Here is a 17,561-nt window from a genome sequence, read left to right as displayed (position 1 = left end):
TTGTTCCGCTAACAGAACGCTGACTGGGGCGCTGAGCGCCCCGCTTTTCAAAAGGACGGATTATGTTACAGATTGATCGCCTGCCTGCTGAGGTTAAACGCCCTACCTATGACCGCAGCAAACTGAAGACCCGCATGGTACACATCGGTTTTGGTGCCTTTCACCGCGCGCATCAGGCGATGTGCAGCGACAGGCTGGCCGAAGAACAGGGCAGCGACTGGGGCTACTGCGAGGTTAACCTCATCAACAGCAACGGATTGATTACGGCGCTGCGTCAGCAGGATCTGCTCTACACCCTTACTGAGCTGGCGGATGACTCTCAGCAGACTCGCGTGATCGGCATCATCACCAGCGCCCTGAAAGGCGACAAAGACGGTATCGAAGCTGTGATCAACGCCATGAGCCAGCCGGATATCGCCATCGTCTCCATGACCGTGACCGAAAAGGGTTACTGCCATCTGCCCGCCAGCGGCAATTTAAACAGCGATCATCCTGATATCGTCCATGACCTGCAGAATCCGCAAGCCCCCCGCACGGTGCCCGGTGTCATTCTGGCGGCGATCCGCCGTCGCCGCGAGCTGGGATTACCGCCCTTCACCGTGATGTCCTGTGACAACATGCCGGAGAATGGGCATGTGACCCGCAATGTAGTGACCCAGCTGGCGGAGCGTCAGGATCCTGCGCTGGCAGAGTACATTCAGCAGCACATCACCTTCCCCTCCACCATGGTGGACCGCATCGTTCCGGCCATGACCGACACCGCACTGGCCGCGCTGCACAAGCGTCTGGGATGTGAAGATCCGGTCGCGATTGAAGCAGAACCCTTCTTTCAGTGGGTGATAGAAGATAACTTCGTTAATGGTCGCCCGGCGTGGGAGAAAGCGGGTGCGGAACTGGTCAGTGATGTACTGCCCTATGAAGAGATGAAACTGCGCATGCTGAATGGCAGTCACTCTTTCCTGGCCTACCTCGGCTTTCTGGCGGGGTATGAGTACATCAGCGACTGTGTGGCCGATCCCCATTTCCGCGCCGCCGCCCGTTCACTGATGATTGATGAACAGGCCCCGACGCTGCGCACCCAGGGCGTGGATCTGAATGCCTATGCCGATTCGCTGATCGCCCGCTATGAAAACCGTGCGATTAAACATCGCACAGGGCAGATCGCCACTGACGGCACACAAAAACTGCCGCAGCGCCTGCTCGACAGTCTGCGCTGGCACCTGCAGCGTGGCAGCCGCTGCGACCTGCTGCTGCTCGGCGTCGCGGGCTGGATGCGCTATGTGGGCGGCGTTGATGAACAGGGCCAGCCGATTGAGATCCGTGATCCGATGCAGAAAAAACTGGCGGAGTGCGTTGCCGCCAGCGAAGAGGGTGAAGCGCGCGTGCGGGCGCTGCTCGCCCTCCGCGAAGTGTTTGGCGATGATTTGCTGCAGAACGACGACGTGGTCGCCCGACTGACGGCCTGGTATCAGCAACTGACCAGCCAGGGCGCGCGTGCCACTGTGCATCAGTGCCTGAATCGCGGCTGAAGGCGGGACAATAAAGCGCTGGCGCAGACGCAGCGTGCTGATTAGACTGACACTTTGCCAACGCGCTGGCGTCTGCCAGCCGTAATAGGGATATTGCTGCATGTCGAGCGCCTATACCATTACCACCAGCGAACCGGTCAATCAGCAGATTTACCGTTATCTGCGCAAAGATATTGTCACCTGCGCGATTCAGCCAGGTTCGCTGCTCTCTGAAAAAGAGGTCTCCGCACGCTTCAGCGTTTCACGTCAGCCGGTGCGCGAAGCGTTTATCAAGCTGGCGGAAGCCGGACTGGTACAGGTATTGCCGCAGCGCGGCACGTTCGTGCGTAAAATCTCCGCTAAGCGGGTCGCGGATGGCCGCTTTATCCGTGAGGCGGTGGAAGTGTCGGTGGTTCGTCGTGCCGCGCTGGAGATTGGTGACTCGGCACTGATGACGCTGGAGCACAATCTGCAACTGCAGCGGATGGCGGCGGAGCGGCATGACAGCCAGGCGTTCCTCACGCTTGACGATGAGTTTCATCGTCTGATCGCGGAAAGCATTGACTGCAAGCTGGCCTGGGAAACGGTCGAGAATATCAAAGCGACGATGGATCGGGTGCGCTTCCTGACGCTGAGTGAAGTCTCACCGCCGGAAAAGGTCATTGAGCAGCATGAAGAGATTTATGCCGCCCTGAAACATCATGATGCCGATGCCGCCGAAGCGGCCATGCGTCATCACCTGCAGGAGATGATCTTCTCCATCACCCCGATTGCTGAGCGCAACAGCGCCTGGTTTGAAGCCCCCTGAATCCCTCCCGCGGGGTGCCCGCCTCGCCTGATTATCCGGGCGAGACGGGCAGTCTCTCTTACCACCATTGATGAAAATGGTGAACCGGCCCGATGCCCTTGCCGACCTCCAGCGAATCCGCCTGCATCAGCGCCTGCTGCAGCCAGTTTTTCGCTTCCTCAATCGTCGTCGCCCATCCGTCATGACGCGGACGCAATGCGGCCAGTGCCGCCGACAGCGTGCAGCCGGTGCCATGCGTATGACGGGTCTTCACGCGCGGTGTGCTGAACCGCTGCTCTGCCGATGGCGTAATCAGCCAGTCAGGACTCTCCGCCGCCGTAAGATGCCCTCCTTTCATCAGTACGGCCTGACAGCCCAGCGCCAGCAACGCCCGCCCCTGTTCGCGCATCTCCGTCTCATCGGTGGCAATGGCGCAACCCAGCAGGGCCGCCGCCTCTGGCAGGTTCGGAGTGATCAGCGAAACCTGCGGCAGCAACCGCTCACGAACGCTGGCGACGGCGTCCGGTGAGAGCAGCGCATCACCACTTTTCGCCACCATCACGGTATCCAGCACCACAAAAGGGATCGCCGCCTGCTTCAGCCGCGCCGCCACCTGCTCCACGATAGCCGTTTCTGACAGCATGCCGATTTTCGCGCTGTCGATACGCACGTCATTCAGCACAGAATCGAGCTGGGCGGCGACAAAGTCCGGTTCGATGCGATAAACAGCCTGCACGCCCTGCGTATTTTGTGCCACCAGCGCAGTGATGACGCTGGTGCCGTAAGCGCCCAGCGCCGAGAACGTTTTCAGATCGGCCTGGATCCCTGCGCCACCGCTGGGATCGGTGCCGGCAATGGTCAGGGCATTAATGCGTTTCATGATCGCCCTCCAGGGTCCAGAGTGCATCCAGAAACGCCGTGGCAAAGCTGCCGGGCCCATTCGCCTGCCCCGCTGCCTTTTCACCGGCTGTCGCCATCACCTGACAGGCCGCGGCAATATTCAGCAGGCCATCGCCGGGCAGTGCGCTGAACCCGGCCACCACCGCCGAGAGCGCACACCCGGTTCCTACGACCCGCGTCAGCATGGGAGAGCCGCCACGAATGGCAAAAGTGCGCTGACCATCGGTTGCGTAGTCCACTTCACCGGTGACGATGACCCGCGTGTTCCACTCTTTCGCCAGTTGCCGCGCCGCGTCGAGCGCCGCATCTGCCGGGTGCAGCGTATCCACGCCGCGTCCGCCACTGGCCTGCTGCGCCAGCGCCAGAATCTCTGACGCATTGCCGCGTATCACCGCCGGTTGCTGACTTAATAATTGCTGGCAGAAGTCGCTGCGCAGCGTCAGGGCACCGACAGCGACCGGATCGAGCGTCCAGGGCGTGCCCGCCTCCCGCGCAGCGTTAACCGCTGCCTGCATCGCCCGCTGACGCTCGCGCGTCAGCGTCCCGACGTTAATCAGCAGGGCATCCGCAAAGCCGCTGAACTGTGCCGCTTCGTCAGCATCGATCACCATCGCGGGTGACGCATTGAGTGCCAGCAGGACGTTGGCGGTAAAGTTCTGAACCACGTCATTCGTCATGCAGTGCACCAGCGGTGACTGACGGCGAAAGGTGTGCAGAAGGGGCGCGAACTGCGCGGCAGAAAAATGTTGAGATGGCTGTATCATCGTAGCTCCCAACCGGCGGACAAGAAGGCGAATGCGGTCAGGCATCAGACTTCCCTACGCTGGCATTATCCAGATCAGGTAATACGGGTATTTCTCAGCCTTCACAAAGAAGGGCACCCCGAGTCATGAAGAGTGAATCTCTATACTTTTTGCAAGATTAGGGGAAGTTACTCGCAGACGCAAGCGCGCCCTTCCGGTTACCACTTCTTCGCACGGTACCCCAGCTTTACCCTACCACCGAAAAGAAAAAAGAGCCGTTAAGCTCCTTTGTGATATACTCCACGCCCACCGGAATTCATTTTTGTGTTCTGCTTATACCTGCGCTGAAGTGAAGAAAAGGGAGGCGGTTTATCTCCCTATTCATACAACCATCTTCCAGCTTTAGCTGACTGGATAAACATATTAATGGTGAAGTCTGGTACATCAACAGGCTCAGGCTTTTTAAACGGGTTCCATGAGAAATTCACCTCGGGGTAGTAGACTTCGAGATGGAAATCCGACATATCAACGTTAAACTCTTTCGAATACTCTTCCACCAACTCTTCAACATCATCCAGATCAAGCTGCACATCAAAATGAATATTCGATTCTGGCGTGTAAGTATCGTATTTCTTTTTTCTGAACAGGTAAGTACCACTACGGATAGTGAACATCTCGATCACACGTTTCTCGATATCGTCTACCATAACTTATCATCACCTCGGGCAATGGTGTTGTATTCAGTGATCGAGTAGTAGATGATCTGCGACATATCAGCTACAAGAATCACCTCACCTAAGAGAGGAATTGTTCGCCCTACCCACGTTCCAATCTTCCTCACCATCCTTCGCTTTACAGTCCATGGAGTATAACCGCCAATCCACGTAGGCATCTCCAAACCAAACGGGAACATTCTGTTTCCAAATACCCGCCGTACACCTTTCGATAGTCTGGAGGTGCCAGGGATTGCCGTTCCTGGTTTAGTCCGTGTAGTCTGGTCATTCATACCAGCATAGAGCGCATAGACAGCAGCGATATCCTTGATACCGAACTGATCAGCAGTATTGAAAACAAACACCATAAAAAAGAGTTCGGTGGCGGTAAGGTTTGAACGCCCCGCATAAAAGTATGTTCCATTCACTTCCTCAACCGTGTCCATGTCTCAATCCTTATGACCCTGCATGTATTGCAATCACAACGGCTGATTTATATACCGCTGAATGAATCGTTACTGCGCCTTTTTTAAGGTGTGCAGAAGTGATTTTACCTCATGAACAAACCCTTTATGTACCGTAAGTGCATTACGTACGGACAATAAAAGAGTCAATCTCATAATAAGCAGGCTGAACACAGATGCCTACGCTGGCATTATCCAGAGCAGGTAATACGGGTATTTCTTAGCCTTCACAAGAAGGGAACCCCGAGTCGAATTACGGTTTGCAGCATAGGCAAGCCGTTCTCTGAAAGCAGGCAACAGCCGCCAGCGAAATGACCGGAACGGAACCTTCCGCATGATCCCGATCAACGTCCCATGGTGCAAAAAAAGGCTTAATGCTGCGGGTCTCAGGGATACCTCTTAAGAGGTACTTCTGCTGTCAGGCCTCATGAGCCCTGGCCATCGCTCGGACTCTGACCATTTCATAATAATTAACCTGCGCGAAACACCGTTGTAAAAAAACACTTTATTTCATGGAGTTATCGACTCCTGAAGCGGAACTTCATACTACTCAGGATGTATGATGCGATTGTCAGCGCTTATTCCTCACCGCCATCGATGGCAGGATGTTCAGATCGAACGTCAGGGTGCCATCGCCCCTAACGGCCGACATTACCTTTCCACCTATATTTCGGCCCGTTGTGCGGGCTGCGGCGAAACCATCCATCGTGTTTATTACCGGGACATCAGTGACCAGCAGGCGCGTCGCTGGTTAGGCTGACAGCCCGCCCGACGGCCTGTTCCAAAGCAGGGATGAGTTAACAGTTAGTTAGCGATTTGTTAGTCTGGTAACTATCCATGGTTTACCCAGACGCCTCTTATGCCACTGCTGTTTGAAAGCCTGAGCCATCAGATTTACCTGTCAGCCCCGCTGTTTATCCTGATCCTGCTCGGATATGGGCTGACACGCTTCGGAAAATGGCCTGCCAGCATCAGCGAAGGCATGAACCGCTTTGTGTTTAACGTTGCGCTGCCCTGCATGCTGTTTCGGGTGATGAGTACCTTCTCGCAAAGCCCGCCGGTGGATGCGCGCCTGCTGCTGGCCTTTTTTGGCAGTTGCCTGCTGGTGTTTATCGTGGGACGCCTGCTGGCGACGCGGCTGTTTAAGCTTGACGGCGTGGCCGCCTCGGTCTTTGCGCTGGGGGGTATCTTCTCCAACAACGTGATGCTGGGGATCCCGGTGGCTACCGTCCTGCTCGGGCCAGAAGCGCTGCCACCGGTGGCGCTGGTGCTGGTGTTTAACAGCCTCATCCTCTGGACCCTGCTGACCGTTTCGGTCGAGTGGGCAAAACAGGGCAGCTTTTCCCTGACCGGTCTCTGGCGCACCCTGATCGGCGTGCTGAAGAATCCGCTGATCGTCGGCATTCTCAGCGGCACGGCCTGGAGCTTCCTTCAGCACCCCTTGCCGCAGATCGCCGCTGAACCGCTGCGGATGCTGGCCTCGCTGGCGGCCCCCCTGTCGCTGGTCACGCTGGGCATGAGCCTGGCACATTATCGGGTGCGGGATGGCTTAAAAGAGAGTTATACGATCTGCCTGCTGAAGCTGGTTCTGCAACCGATGACGGTATGGGCTATCGCGTGGCTGACCGGTTTGCCCCCGCTGGAGAGTAAAGTGGTGGTGCTGCTGGGGTCGATGGCGGTCGGGGTTAACGTCTATCTGATGTCGCAGAAATTCAATGTCATTACCGGCCCGGCGGCGGCCAGTATGCTTTTCTCTACGGTGTTTGCGGCTGTGACGACGCCGGTATGGATGATGCTGATGACGCTGGCGGGCTATTAACAGGCGCATAAAAAAAGCCCCTCAGCACTGGGGCTGAAGGGCTTATTGCCTGGCTGATGAAACTTACTCAGCCGTTTTGGTACGGATCAGATAGTCAAAGGCACTCAGTGACGCTTTCGCACCTTCGCCGCTGGCGATGATGATCTGCTTGTACGGCACGGTGGTGCAGTCGCCTGCTGCGAAGACGCCTTTCAGGCTGGTTTCGCATTTCGCATCAATGATGATTTCGCCCATTTTGTTGCGCTCAACCGCGCCTTCCAGCCATGGGGTGTTCGGCAACAGACCGATCTGGACAAAGATACCGGAGAGCGGCAGCTCATGGGTGGTCTGCGTCGTACGGTCAATGTAGTGCAGGCCCGTCACTTTGCTGCCGTCGCCTTTCACTTCCGTGGTCTGCGCGTTCAGGATCACATCAACGTTCTTCAGGCTGCGCAGTTTATCCTGTAACACGCGGTCAGCACGCATCTCACCAGCAAACTCCAGCAGCGTCACGTGTTCCACGATACCGGCCAGATCAATTGCCGCTTCCACGCCAGAGTTACCGCCGCCGATGACCGCGGTGCGCTTGCCTTTAAACAGCGGGCCATCACAGTGCGGGCAGTAGGTAACACCTTTGGTGCGATACTCTTCTTCACCCGGCACGCCCATGTTACGCCAGCGTGCGCCGGTCGCCAGGATGATGCTGCGTGATTTCAGTACGGCACCGGAGGCGGTTTCGATGGCGTGCAGTCCGCCCTCTTTCGCCGCCGGGATCAGTTTAATGGCGCTCTGGCTGTCGATGACGTCCACATTGTAATCATCAACGTGTGCACGCAGTGAACCTGCCAGTTTTGCACCTTCGGTTTTAGGGACAGAAATATAGTTTTCGATATCGACCGTATCCAGCACCTGCCCGCCGAAACGCTCGCCCATCAGGCCGGTACGGATACCTTTACGCGCGGAGTAGATGGCGGCTGCTGCGCCTGCCGGGCCGCTGCCGATAATCAGAACTTCATACGCGTCACGCTTGTTCAGCTCTTCCGCTGCGCGTTTATCCGCGTTGGTATCCACTTTGCTGACGATTTCCGCCAGGCTCATGCGACCCTGACCAAACTCTTTACCGTTAAGGTAAACCGCTGGCACGCCCATCACGTTGCGTTCCTGAATCTCATTCTGGAACAGGCCACCGTCGATTGCGGTGTGGCTGATGCGCGGGTTAATCACCGCCATCAGGTTCAGCGCCTGCACCACATCAGGACAGTTGTGGCAGGAGAGTGAATAGTAGGTCTCGAAATGGAGATCGCTGTCCAGCTCAGCAACCTGATCAAGCAGGCTCTGTGCTTCTTTAGACGGATGCCCACCGGTCTGTAACAGTGCCAGCACCAGTGAGGTAAATTCGTGACCCAGAGGTGAACCGGCAAAACGCGGGCCGCTGTTCGAACCTGGGTTAGTGATCAGAAACGAGGGCTTACGCACCTGACGATCGTTCTCTTCGCGGAAGCTGACTTTGTCAGACAAACCGGCGATATCAACCAACAGTTCACGGATCTCGGTTGATTTTGCACCCTCATCCAGGGTGGCGATCAACTCAACAGGTTTGGTTAATTTCTCAAGGTAAGCCTTGAGCTGCGTTTTCAAATTTGTGTCGAGCATAGTGATATCCTGGTCAAAAAATCGGGTGCCGTGGCACCCGATTGGAGAATGGTCGAAAGGCCGAAGCGGGATTAGATTTTGCCAACCAGGTCCAGAGATGGAGCCAGCGTTGCATCACCTTCTTTCCATTTCGCCGGGCAGACTTCACCTGGGTGAGAAGCAACGTACTGAGCCGCTTTCACTTTGCGCAGCAGGTCAGAGGCGTCACGACCAATGCCTTCAGCGGTGATTTCGATAGCCTGGATAATGCCTTCCGGGTCAACGATGAAAGTACCACGGTCAGCCAGACCTTCTGCTTCACGCATGATTTCGAAGTTGCGGGTCAGCGCGCCAGTCGGGTCGCCGATCATCGCATACTGGATCTTCGCGATGGTGTCAGAAGAACCGTGCCAGGCTTTGTGGGTAAAGTGGGTGTCGGTAGAAACGGAGTAGATATCTACGCCCAGTTTCTGGAACTCTTCGTAGTGATCAGCCACGTCACCCAGCTCGGTCGGGCAGACAAAGGTGAAGTCAGCAGGATAGAAGAAGAACACACTCCATTTACCTTCAACGTCTTTCTCGGTTACGTCGATGAATTCGCCGTTTTTGAATGCTGCGTTTTTGAACGGCTTGATTTTGGTATTGATAATAGACATCTGTGGCCTCCGTTAAAATATGTGATGCAGGTTACATAATTTTCGGGCCAACATCTAATATGCAGACGTTATCAATCTGATTAACGAAAGCTATCAAACGCTGAGAGCCTGATGCTCTCTGGCCCGCCGGGCAGTGTACAGCGATTTTCATGACATTAAACCCGCTTTGTCTCTCCCCCTCTCTTCCCGAATCGCTGCTAGTTTTGTAAGACCGGATAAAAAGGGAGCAGAGCTGTGGAGATACGTCCGTTTACTGAAGCCGATCGTCCTTTCCTGCGCACGCTGTTTCTGGCGGCGCGTCGGCATAACTGGCGCTGGCTGGAAGGCAGCGAGTGGCAGCTGGAAGATTTTGATGGGGTGATCCTGGGGGAGACGGTGCTGGTCGCCGAGGCTGAGGGGCAGCGCGTCGGATTTGCCGGACTGCTGGAGAACGACAACTTTCTGCACAGTCTCTATGTCGATCCCGACTGGCAGGGGCGCGGCGTGGGCAGTGCCCTGCTGGAGGCAGTCCAGGCGCGCTTCACCTCAACCGGGGCGCTGAAGTGTCTGCAGATGAACAAAGCAGCCCAGGCGTTTTACCTGAAACATGGCTGGAAGATGATTTCGGAAGGTGAAGGGGAGCATGGCGGCTACGTGCTGATGCACTACCCGCTGGCGTCGGCCTATGCCAGCGGGTCGGGTCGGGCTTAGAGTGCGCGGAAGGCGATCTCGCCAGGGATCACCTCACCCTGCCAGTAAAGCTGGGCGGCGACGCGTCCGGCCAGCTGGCGATAGAGCGCCGTAAAATCGCTGTCTGGACGGCGGATCACCGTCGGTTCGCCTTCATCGAGATCTTCGCGCAGGTCGATGTGCAGCGGCAGCTGGGCCAGCAGCTGCGTCTGGTAATCCTCAACCAGCTTCTGCGCCCCGCCGGTGCCGAAAATCGGCTCATGGAAGCCGCACTGACTGCAGATATGCAGGCTCATATTTTCCACCACGCCCAGCACCGGAACATTGACCTTCTCAAACATCACCAGCCCTTTGCGGGCATCAATCAGGGCAATATCCTGCGGCGTGGTGACCACCAGCGCCCCGGTGACCGGCACGTTCTGCGCCAGCGTGAGCTGAATGTCGCCGGTACCCGGAGGCATATCCAGCACCAGATAATCCAGTTCCGGCCAGAGCGTCTCGTTCAGCAGCTGCATCAGCGCTTTACTGGCCATCGGGCCGCGCCACACCATCGCGTTATCATCGGTGACCAGATAACCAATCGAATTCGTTGCCAGCCCGTGCGCCATAATCGGGGCCATATGGGTGCCATCCGGCGAAGTCGGCCGCTGGTCCTGCGTGCCGAGCATGTTCGGCACTGACGGGCCATAGATGTCGGCGTCGAGGATCCCGACGCGCGCGCCTTCGGCGGCCAGCGCCAGCGCCATATTCACGGCAGTGCTCGATTTGCCGACGCCCCCTTTGCCGGAGCTGACCGCGATGATATTTTTCACACCGTTTACGCCCGGCTGATTTTTCACCCGCTTCAGGGTGGCAATATCATGACTGAGCCGCCAGTCGATCGCACGCGCGCCGGTCTGGCGCAGCAGTTCGGCGCTGACCTGCTCTTTCAGGGCGTCGAACCCGCTGGCCCAGGCAAAAGGCATCATCACTTCAATGTGCAGCGTACCGTCAAGCTGCGCCACATGATGCAGCGCCTTCAGCGCGGTCAGGTTCTGGTGCAGGGTCGGATGCTCAAAGCGTTTCAGTACGCCAGCCACAATGGCGCGCAGCCCTTCTGGCGTATGCGGTTCCCGGGATTGTGCTGTCATCCCTCACTCCTTATTTCTGCTCTGCTTACGCTGTTTTCAGCGAGGTAACCTCAATGATATCAGAAGCACATGGATTCGCGGCGACTGGCGGGATGAATCCCTTGTGTTTACGCAGGAGAAGCCTTCAGTTACCATCTAAGCCCGTTTTTTCAATCAACAGAAAGCTACGCAAACTATGACTCAAGTCGCTAAAAAAATTCTGGTAACGTGCGCCCTGCCCTACGCGAACGGATCAATCCATCTCGGCCACATGCTCGAGCATATCCAGGCAGACATTTGGGTGCGTTATCAGCGAATGCGTGGCAATCAGGTTTATTTCATCTGCGCCGACGATGCGCACGGTACCCCTATCATGCTGAAAGCGCAGCAGCTGGGGATTGCACCGGAGCAGATGATTGCAGAAATGAAACAGGAGCATGAAACGGACTTTGCCGGTTTCAATATCAGCTATGACAACTATCACTCAACGCATGGCGACGAAAACCGTGAGCTGGCCGGGCTGATCTACGGTCGCCTGAAAGAGAACGGTTTCATCAAGAACCGCACGATTTCGCAGCTGTATGACCCGGAAAAAGGGATGTTCCTGCCGGATCGCTTTGTAAAAGGCACCTGCCCGAAATGTAAGTCACCTGACCAGTATGGCGACAACTGCGAAGTCTGCAGCGCGACCTACAGCCCGACAGAGCTGATCGATCCGAAATCCGTGGTGTCCGGTGCGACGCCGGTGCTGCGTGATTCCGAACACTTCTTCTTTGATCTGCCCTCCTTCAGCGAGATGCTGCGTGCCTGGACCCGTTCTGGCGCACTGCAGGATCAGGTTGCGAACAAAATGCAGGAGTGGTTTGAGTCGGGCCTGCAGCAGTGGGATATCTCCCGCGACGCGCCTTACTTCGGCTTTGAAATTCCGGGTGCACCGGGCAAATATTTCTACGTCTGGCTGGATGCGCCTATCGGCTATATGGGCTCGTTCAAAAACCTGTGCGATAAGCGCGGCGACATCGACTTCGACGAGTTCTGGCGTAAAGACTCCACTACCGAGCTGTACCACTTCATCGGTAAAGATATCGTCTATTTCCACAGCCTGTTCTGGCCCGCGATGCTGGAAGGCAGCAACTTCCGCAAGCCAAACAACCTGTTTGTGCACGGCTATGTCACCGTCAACGGTGCAAAAATGTCGAAGTCGCGTGGCACCTTTATTAAGGCCAGCACCTGGCTGCAGCATCTGGATGCCGACAGCCTGCGCTATTACTATGCGGCGAAACTCTCTTCACGCATCGACGATATCGACCTGAACATGGAAGATTTTGTTCAGCGCGTGAACGCCGACATCGTCAACAAAGTGGTTAACCTGGCGTCACGTAACGCGGGCTTTATCACCAAACGCTTTGACGGCAAACTGGCGGCTGAGCTGGCCGATCTGGCCCTTTATCAGACCTTCGTGGATGCCTCAGAGAAGATTGGTGAAGCCTGGGCCAGCCGTGAGTTCAGCCGTGCGATTCGTGAGATCATGGCGCTGGCTGACCTGGCTAACCGCTATGTCGATGAGCAGGCACCGTGGGTGGTGGCGAAGCAGGAAGGCCGCGATGCCGACCTGCAGGCTATCTGCTCAATGGGGATCAACCTGTTCCGCATCCTGATGACCTGGCTGAAGCCGGTGCTGCCTTCCCTGAGCGCACGCGCCGAAGATTTCCTGAAGTGTGAGCTGAGCTGGGAGGCTATCGCCCAGCCGCTGCTGGATCACCAGGTCGCGCCGTTTAAAGCGCTCTACAGCCGCATTGAAATGGCGAAGGTTGAGGGACTGATTGCGGCCTCAAAAGAGGATGCCGCTGCCGCAGCTGCACCGGCCGCAAGCGGCCCGCTGGCAGAGTCACCTGTCGGTGAGCCCATCAACATCGACGATTTTGCCAAAGTGGATATGCGCGTGGCGCTGATTGAGCAGGCGGAACTGGTTGAGGGCTCAGACAAGCTGCTGCGTCTGCAACTTGACCTGGGCGGGGAAAAGCGTCAGATCTTCTCCGGCATCCGCGCCGCTTATCCTGATCCGTCAGTGCTGGTCGGTAAAATGACCATCATCGTCGCCAACCTCGCACCACGTAAGATGCGCTTCGGCATCTCTGAAGGCATGGTGCTGTCAGCAGGACCGGGCGGCAAAGATCTCTTCGTGCTCTCCGTGGATAGCGGTGCGGTACCGGGTATGCCGGTTAAGTAACCCGCCGCTGACGAAATCCGTTCCGGACTGAAACCCTTTGCGCCTCTGCAGGTGCGAAGGGTTTTTTTATATCCGCCACGCACGCTCTCTTCCTGCACAGGTGAGCGCGGCCTCCTCTCCTGCCGCTTTCCGGCGCATAAATGTGATCGCTAGCACGCTAAGCGGTTAATGCGTATGATGAAGCTCAGTAAAAACAGGAGCCTGCCATGCTCACCGTGCTGTCTGTCTGCGGGCGCTATCTGCGCGCCTTTATCATCATCTATCTCTGCCTGTATGCCGGAATCGGCATCGCCTCGCTGCTGCCCATTACCCTGCCCGGCAGCATTATCGGCATGTTAATTCTGTTTGCCCTGCTCGCGTCGCAAATCCTGCCGGTAAGCTGGGTGAAACCGGGCTGTCATCTGCTGATTCGCTATATGGCCCTGCTGTTTGTGCCGATCAGCGTTGGGGTGATGAACTACACCGATGTGCTGACCGCGCAGTTTGGCCCTATCGTGATCTCCTGTGTCGTCAGCACCCTTCTGGTGCTCTCGATTGTCGGCGTGAGCGCCCACAAGCTGCACAGCCGGAAGCCGGCCGGGGAGTCGGGCGATGAGTGAAATCTGGTGGTCACTGCCGCTGACGCTGGCGGCCTTTTTCCTGGCGCGCAAACTGGCAATACGGCTGAAGCTCCCCCTGCTCAATCCGCTGCTGGTCGCGATGGCGATAATTATTCCGATACTGCTGCTGTTGCAGCTGCCCTACTCGCGCTATTTCGCCGGCAGCCAGATTCTCAATCAGCTGCTGCAACCGGCGGTGGTGGCCCTGGCACTGCCGCTCTATGAACAGATCCATCAGATCCGCGCCCGCTGGAAATCCATTATCGGCGTCTGCTTTATCGGCAGCCTGACCGCCATGACCTCGGGCACGGCCATTGCGCTCTGGCTGGGGGCGACGCCCGAAATTGCGGCCACTATCGTGCCGAAATCGGTGACCACACCGATTGCCATGGCCGTCTCCGGTTCATTGCACGGTATTCCGGCCATCAGCGCCATCTGTGTGCTGATCGCCGGGGTGCTGGGTGCGGTCTTCGGTCATATGGTGCTGAACCTGCTCGGCGTGAAGTCTAAAGCCGCACGTGGTCTGGCGATTGGCAATGCGTCACATGCACTCGGCACGGCGCGTGCAGCCGAACTCGATTTTCAGGAGGGCGCCTTCAGCTCGCTGGCGCTGGTGATCTGCGGCATCATCACCTCACTGCTGGCCCCCTTTGTTTTTCCGCTGCTGCTGCACTGGTTTGGCTAAAACTTTGCGAGAGATCTCGCAAAGTTGAAACATGCAACACAGGTTACATTGTCAGAGCGACCTGGATCACATATAAACCGGTGACCGGCACGTCGCCCTGCTGAATTTAATGAGGCTCTCATGCAATCCCGTTTCCTCTCCGCTTTTGAGGCATTGCCATCAACGCTGCAAACGGCGCTGGCTCCCCTGCTGGACGATCCTGACTTTGAGGCGCGACTGAGCGCCAGCCAGGTCGCTGCACTGCAGCAACAGACGCAGATGGACGCCGATACGCTGGCGCTGGCGCTGCTGCCCCTGGCTGCGGCCTGCGCTGTCGCCACCGTCTCCCACTTCAACGTCGGCGCGATTGCCCGTGGTGTCAGCGGTGCCTGGTACTTCGGGGCGAACATGGAGTTTGTCGGCGCCCCCCTGCAGCAGACGGTTCACGCCGAGCAGAGCGCGATTACCCACGCCTGGCTGTGTGGCGAGCCGCAGCTGGAGAGCATCACCGTCAACTACACTCCGTGCGGTCACTGCCGCCAGTTTATGAACGAGCTGAACAGCGGCACCGCTATTCGTATCAGCCTGCCGCAGCGCGCGGTGAGTACACTGGCTGACTATCTGCCGGATGCATTTGGCCCGCGCGACCTCGACATCAGCACTTTCCTGATGGATCACGTTGACCACGGCTACGTCGCTACGGGCGACGAACTGGTGCAGGCTGCCGTTGCCGCCGCCAATGCCAGTCACGCCCCCTACAGCCAGTCGCACGCCGGGGTTGCCCTGCTGACCGTGAGCGGTTCGATTGTCACCGGCCGCTATGCGGAAAACGCCGCGTTTAATCCCAGCTTCCCGCCCCTTCAGGCGGCGCTGGTGCGGCTGAACATGCAGGGCGGCGATGTCCGTCAGATAAAAAGAGCGGTATTAGCGGAAGCAGAAAATGCCACGCTGAGCCAGTTTGCCGCCACGCAAGCCACGCTGCAGACATTTGGCTGCAGTGAGCTGCTGCATGTGACGCTGAACAAAGCATAACCGGCTGTCAGAAAGGCCACAGTTTTGTGAGCTTTTATGAACAAACGCTGTACTTCTGCGGGAAATTTCATAGGATCTGGCGCCAGAATTCACGTCATGACAAATTACTCTGAATAATTCAGGTTGCAGGATGGCAGCACGGTCGTGAATTTTCCCGCAGCGGTGACCCTGCCGCTACAGGCCTGCAGTCTGAGCTATAACGGGTAAGAAAACTGGCGCTACCTTTCCGGCGTGACGCCAGACAACACTGCAACCGGAGCATCACCGCATGGAACTCGACTACGAAAGTAAACGCCCGCTTTATATCCCATATGCTGGCCCGATTTTGCTTGAATTTCCCCTGCTGAACAAAGGCAGCGCCTTTACCCTCGAAGAACGTAACGAATTTAACCTCAATGGTCTGCTGCCTGAAGCGGTGGAATCGATTGAAGAGCAGGCAAAGCGCGCCTGGCGTCAGTTCCAGGACTTTAAAAACAATAACGATAAGCACGTCTACCTGCGAAACATCCAGGACACGAACGAAACGCTGTTCTACCGCCTGCTGGATAACCATCTCGAAGAGATGATGCCCATCATCTATACCCCGACCGTCGGCGCAGCCTGCGAACACTTCTCTGAAATCTACCGTCGTGCGCGTGGCGTTTTCATCTCCTACCCGAACCGCGATCGCATCGAAGATATGCTGCAGAACGCCACCAAACAGAATGTGAAGGTGATTGTGGTGACCGATGGCGAGCGTATCCTGGGTCTGGGCGACCAGGGCATCGGTGGAATGGGGATTCCGATTGGTAAGCTTTCACTCTATACCGCCTGCGGCGGCATCAGCCCGGCTTACACCCTGCCGGTCGTGCTGGATGTCGGCACCAATAACCAGCAGCTGCTGAACGACCCGCTCTATATGGGCTGGCGTCATCCGCGTATCACCGGCGAAGAGTATGACGCCTTCGTCAATGAGTTCATTCAGGCCGTTAAGCGCCGCTGGCCGAAGGTGCTGTTGCAGTTCGAAGATTTCGCCCAGAAGAACGCGATGCCGCTGCTGAACCGCTATCGCGAAGAGGTCTGCTGCTTTAACGATGATATTCAGGGCACTGCTGCCGTCACCGTCGGCACGCTGATCGCCGCCAGCCGCGCAGCCGGCAGCCGTCTGTGCGAGCAGAAAGTGGTCTTCCTGGGAGCCGGTTCCGCGGGTTGTGGTATCGCTGAACAGATCATTGCGCAGATGAAATCTGAAGGTCTGAGCGACGACGAAGCCCGTAGCCGGGTGATGATGGTGGATCGTTTTGGTCTGCTCACTGACAAACTGCCTAACCTGCTCGATTTCCAGAGCAAGCTGGTGCAGAAGAGCGAAAACCTGCAGAACTGGGATGTCGCCAGCGACTCAATCTCGCTGCTGGACGTAGTGCGCAATGCCCAGCCCGATATCCTGATTGGTGTTTCCGGTCAGCCGGGTCTGTTCACCGAAGAGATCATCCGTGAGATGCACAAGCACTGTAAGCGCCCTATCGTGATGCCACTGTCGAACCCGACATCACGCGTGGAAGCGACGCCAGCCGATATCATCGCCTGGACTGACGGTGCAGCACTGGTCGCCACCGGCAGCCCGTTCTCCCCAGTAAGCTGGAACGGCAAAACCTATCCGATCGCGCAGTGCAACAACTCCTACATCTTCCCGGGAATTGGTCTGGGTGTGATTGCCTCAGGCGCCAGCCGCGTCACCGACAGCATGCTGATGACCGCCAGCCGCGCACTGGCTGACTGCTCTCCGCTGGTCAACGAAGGCGAAGGCCCGGTACTGCCCGAGATCAAAGATATTCAGGGCGTGTCGAAGATTATTGCGATGGAAGTGGGCAAAGCCGCTCAGCTGGCGGGCGTTGCCGTGGTGACCTCAGAAGATGTGTTGTCACAGGCTATTGCCAACAACTTCTGGCTGCCGCAGTACCGTCACTATCGCCGTACCTCGATTTAATCTTCAGCCTGCCGGACCTGATAGGGTCCGGCAGTGTTCAAAAAGCACACAGCCAGCCGGCAGTAACTTGCTTCGCTGCGACGCCTCAAGT

General features: G+C 57.1%; 17 protein-coding genes and 1 riboswitch. Of the genes, 10 read left to right on the top strand and 7 right to left on the bottom strand.

Annotated elements, in window-relative coordinates; translation table 11 throughout:
• The first annotated feature begins 62 nt into the window (after positions 1 to 62).
• Both HFD92_RS08900 and HFD92_RS08895 read left to right on the top strand, forming a co-directional pair.
• Positions 63 to 1,529: a mannitol dehydrogenase family protein gene (locus tag HFD92_RS08900; RefSeq protein WP_167428788.1), complete on the top strand. Its 1,467-nt coding sequence runs from the start codon at positions 63 to 65 to the stop codon at positions 1,527 to 1,529.
• Positions 1,530 to 1,629: 100 nt separating this feature from the next.
• Positions 1,630 to 2,316 (top strand): GntR family transcriptional regulator, encoded by a 687-nt coding sequence (locus tag HFD92_RS08895; protein ID WP_167428787.1) that lies wholly within the window; start codon positions 1,630 to 1,632, stop codon positions 2,314 to 2,316.
• 58 nt (positions 2,317 to 2,374) lie between these two features.
• Here HFD92_RS08895 and thiD read toward each other — a convergent pair whose 3' ends face one another.
• From thiD to HFD92_RS08875, 4 genes are all read right to left on the bottom strand, one after another.
• Positions 2,375 to 3,175: a bifunctional hydroxymethylpyrimidine kinase/phosphomethylpyrimidine kinase gene (gene thiD / locus HFD92_RS08890; protein WP_058956698.1), complete on the bottom strand. Its 801-nt coding sequence runs from the start codon at positions 3,173 to 3,175 to the stop codon at positions 2,375 to 2,377.
• Positions 3,162 to 3,959 carry a hydroxyethylthiazole kinase gene (gene thiM / locus HFD92_RS08885; RefSeq protein ID WP_167428786.1) on the bottom strand — a complete coding sequence of 266 codons (798 nt, stop codon included), beginning with the start codon at positions 3,957 to 3,959 and terminating at the stop codon, positions 3,162 to 3,164. Before thiM ends, thiD begins: the two co-directional genes overlap by 14 nt.
• Positions 3,960 to 3,993: 34 nt before the next feature.
• A riboswitch (TPP riboswitch) is annotated at positions 3,994 to 4,090 on the bottom strand.
• Between the two features lie 225 nt (positions 4,091 to 4,315).
• A complete protein-coding gene (locus HFD92_RS08880; RefSeq protein WP_167428785.1) occupies positions 4,316 to 4,645 on the bottom strand; it encodes a DUF1493 family protein in 330 nt (109 codons plus the stop codon).
• Positions 4,639 to 5,097, bottom strand: a complete 459-nt coding sequence (locus HFD92_RS08875) for an STM2901 family protein (protein ID WP_140922984.1) — start codon at positions 5,095 to 5,097, stop codon at positions 4,639 to 4,641. The genes HFD92_RS08880 and HFD92_RS08875 overlap by 7 nt, the downstream gene beginning before the upstream one ends.
• A gap of 580 nt (positions 5,098 to 5,677) precedes the next feature.
• Here HFD92_RS08875 and HFD92_RS08870 point away from each other — a divergent pair.
• Both HFD92_RS08870 and HFD92_RS08865 read left to right on the top strand, forming a co-directional pair.
• Positions 5,678 to 5,875: a hypothetical protein gene (locus HFD92_RS08870; protein WP_072052741.1), complete on the top strand. Its 198-nt coding sequence runs from the start codon at positions 5,678 to 5,680 to the stop codon at positions 5,873 to 5,875.
• Positions 5,876 to 5,974: 99 nt separating this feature from the next.
• A complete protein-coding gene (locus HFD92_RS08865; RefSeq protein ID WP_058956702.1) occupies positions 5,975 to 6,934 on the top strand; it encodes an AEC family transporter in 960 nt (319 codons plus the stop codon).
• Between the two features lie 63 nt (positions 6,935 to 6,997).
• Here HFD92_RS08865 and ahpF read toward each other — a convergent pair whose 3' ends face one another.
• Both ahpF and ahpC read right to left on the bottom strand, forming a co-directional pair.
• On the bottom strand, positions 6,998 to 8,566 hold the full coding sequence (gene ahpF, locus HFD92_RS08860) for an alkyl hydroperoxide reductase subunit F (protein ID WP_009089198.1): 1,569 nt from the start codon (positions 8,564 to 8,566) through the stop codon (positions 6,998 to 7,000).
• A gap of 71 nt (positions 8,567 to 8,637) precedes the next feature.
• Complete coding sequence (gene ahpC / locus HFD92_RS08855; protein ID WP_010617942.1) at positions 8,638 to 9,201, bottom strand: alkyl hydroperoxide reductase subunit C; 564 nt, start codon at positions 9,199 to 9,201, stop codon at positions 8,638 to 8,640.
• A 234-nt stretch (positions 9,202 to 9,435) separates the two neighbouring features.
• On the opposite strand from ahpC, the gene HFD92_RS08850 reads away from it, so the two are divergent.
• Entirely contained in the window at positions 9,436 to 9,891 is a 456-nt protein-coding gene (locus tag HFD92_RS08850) for a GNAT family N-acetyltransferase (RefSeq protein WP_167428784.1), read from the top strand.
• Here the strand turns inward: HFD92_RS08850 and apbC are convergent.
• Positions 9,888 to 11,000: an iron-sulfur cluster carrier protein ApbC gene (gene apbC / locus HFD92_RS08845; protein ID WP_058956704.1), complete on the bottom strand. Its 1,113-nt coding sequence runs from the start codon at positions 10,998 to 11,000 to the stop codon at positions 9,888 to 9,890. The two genes, HFD92_RS08850 and apbC, sit on opposite strands and share 4 nt — an antisense overlap.
• 175 nt (positions 11,001 to 11,175) lie before the next feature.
• Between apbC and metG the strand changes: the two genes are divergently transcribed.
• The 5 genes from metG (at position 11,176) to HFD92_RS08820 (ending at position 17,470) form a co-directional block, all read left to right on the top strand.
• Entirely contained in the window at positions 11,176 to 13,209 is a 2,034-nt protein-coding gene (metG, locus tag HFD92_RS08840; RefSeq protein WP_167428783.1) for a methionine--tRNA ligase, read from the top strand.
• A 206-nt stretch (positions 13,210 to 13,415) separates the two neighbouring features.
• Positions 13,416 to 13,808, top strand: a complete 393-nt coding sequence (locus tag HFD92_RS08835; RefSeq protein ID WP_009089187.1) for a CidA/LrgA family protein — start codon at positions 13,416 to 13,418, stop codon at positions 13,806 to 13,808.
• The gene (locus HFD92_RS08830; RefSeq protein ID WP_009089186.1) at positions 13,801 to 14,493 is read left to right on the top strand and encodes a CidB/LrgB family autolysis modulator; all 693 of its coding nucleotides are present in this window, start codon (positions 13,801 to 13,803) and stop codon (positions 14,491 to 14,493) included. Before HFD92_RS08835 ends, HFD92_RS08830 begins: the two co-directional genes overlap by 8 nt.
• Before the next feature lie 120 nt (positions 14,494 to 14,613).
• Positions 14,614 to 15,504: a cytidine deaminase gene (cdd, locus tag HFD92_RS08825; RefSeq protein WP_167428782.1), complete on the top strand. Its 891-nt coding sequence runs from the start codon at positions 14,614 to 14,616 to the stop codon at positions 15,502 to 15,504.
• A gap of 268 nt (positions 15,505 to 15,772) precedes the next feature.
• Positions 15,773 to 17,470, top strand: a complete 1,698-nt coding sequence (locus HFD92_RS08820) for an NAD-dependent malic enzyme (RefSeq protein ID WP_009089183.1) — start codon at positions 15,773 to 15,775, stop codon at positions 17,468 to 17,470.
• The last annotated feature ends 91 nt before the right edge of the window (positions 17,471 to 17,561 follow it).

It is taken from the genome of Pantoea sp. EKM101V, assembly GCF_011800325.1.
In the GTDB taxonomy this organism is placed as follows: domain Bacteria; phylum Pseudomonadota; class Gammaproteobacteria; order Enterobacterales; family Enterobacteriaceae; genus Pantoea; species Pantoea anthophila.
This window is presented reverse-complemented; position numbering and strand designations above follow the sequence as displayed.

Coding starts and splice junctions, on each gene's coding strand:
- HFD92_RS08900 (WP_167428788.1), top strand. CDS start 63: ATGTTACAGATTGATCGCCTGCCTGCTGAGGTTAAACGCCCTACCTAT.
- HFD92_RS08895 (WP_167428787.1), top strand. CDS start 1,630: ATGTCGAGCGCCTATACCATTACCACCAGCGAACCGGTCAATCAGCAG.
- thiD (WP_058956698.1), bottom strand. CDS start 3,175: ATGAAACGCATTAATGCCCTGACCATTGCCGGCACCGATCCCAGCGGT.
- thiM (WP_167428786.1), bottom strand. CDS start 3,959: ATGATACAGCCATCTCAACATTTTTCTGCCGCGCAGTTCGCGCCCCTT.
- HFD92_RS08880 (WP_167428785.1), bottom strand. CDS start 4,645: ATGGTAGACGATATCGAGAAACGTGTGATCGAGATGTTCACTATCCGT.
- HFD92_RS08875 (WP_140922984.1), bottom strand. CDS start 5,097: ATGGACACGGTTGAGGAAGTGAATGGAACATACTTTTATGCGGGGCGT.
- HFD92_RS08870 (WP_072052741.1), top strand. CDS start 5,678: ATGCGATTGTCAGCGCTTATTCCTCACCGCCATCGATGGCAGGATGTT.
- HFD92_RS08865 (WP_058956702.1), top strand. CDS start 5,975: ATGCCACTGCTGTTTGAAAGCCTGAGCCATCAGATTTACCTGTCAGCC.
- ahpF (WP_009089198.1), bottom strand. CDS start 8,566: ATGCTCGACACAAATTTGAAAACGCAGCTCAAGGCTTACCTTGAGAAA.
- ahpC (WP_010617942.1), bottom strand. CDS start 9,201: ATGTCTATTATCAATACCAAAATCAAGCCGTTCAAAAACGCAGCATTC.
- apbC (WP_058956704.1), bottom strand. CDS start 11,000: ATGACAGCACAATCCCGGGAACCGCATACGCCAGAAGGGCTGCGCGCC.
- metG (WP_167428783.1), top strand. CDS start 11,176: ATGACTCAAGTCGCTAAAAAAATTCTGGTAACGTGCGCCCTGCCCTAC.
- HFD92_RS08835 (WP_009089187.1), top strand. CDS start 13,416: ATGCTCACCGTGCTGTCTGTCTGCGGGCGCTATCTGCGCGCCTTTATC.
- HFD92_RS08830 (WP_009089186.1), top strand. CDS start 13,801: ATGAGTGAAATCTGGTGGTCACTGCCGCTGACGCTGGCGGCCTTTTTC.
- cdd (WP_167428782.1), top strand. CDS start 14,614: ATGCAATCCCGTTTCCTCTCCGCTTTTGAGGCATTGCCATCAACGCTG.
- HFD92_RS08820 (WP_009089183.1), top strand. CDS start 15,773: ATGGAACTCGACTACGAAAGTAAACGCCCGCTTTATATCCCATATGCT.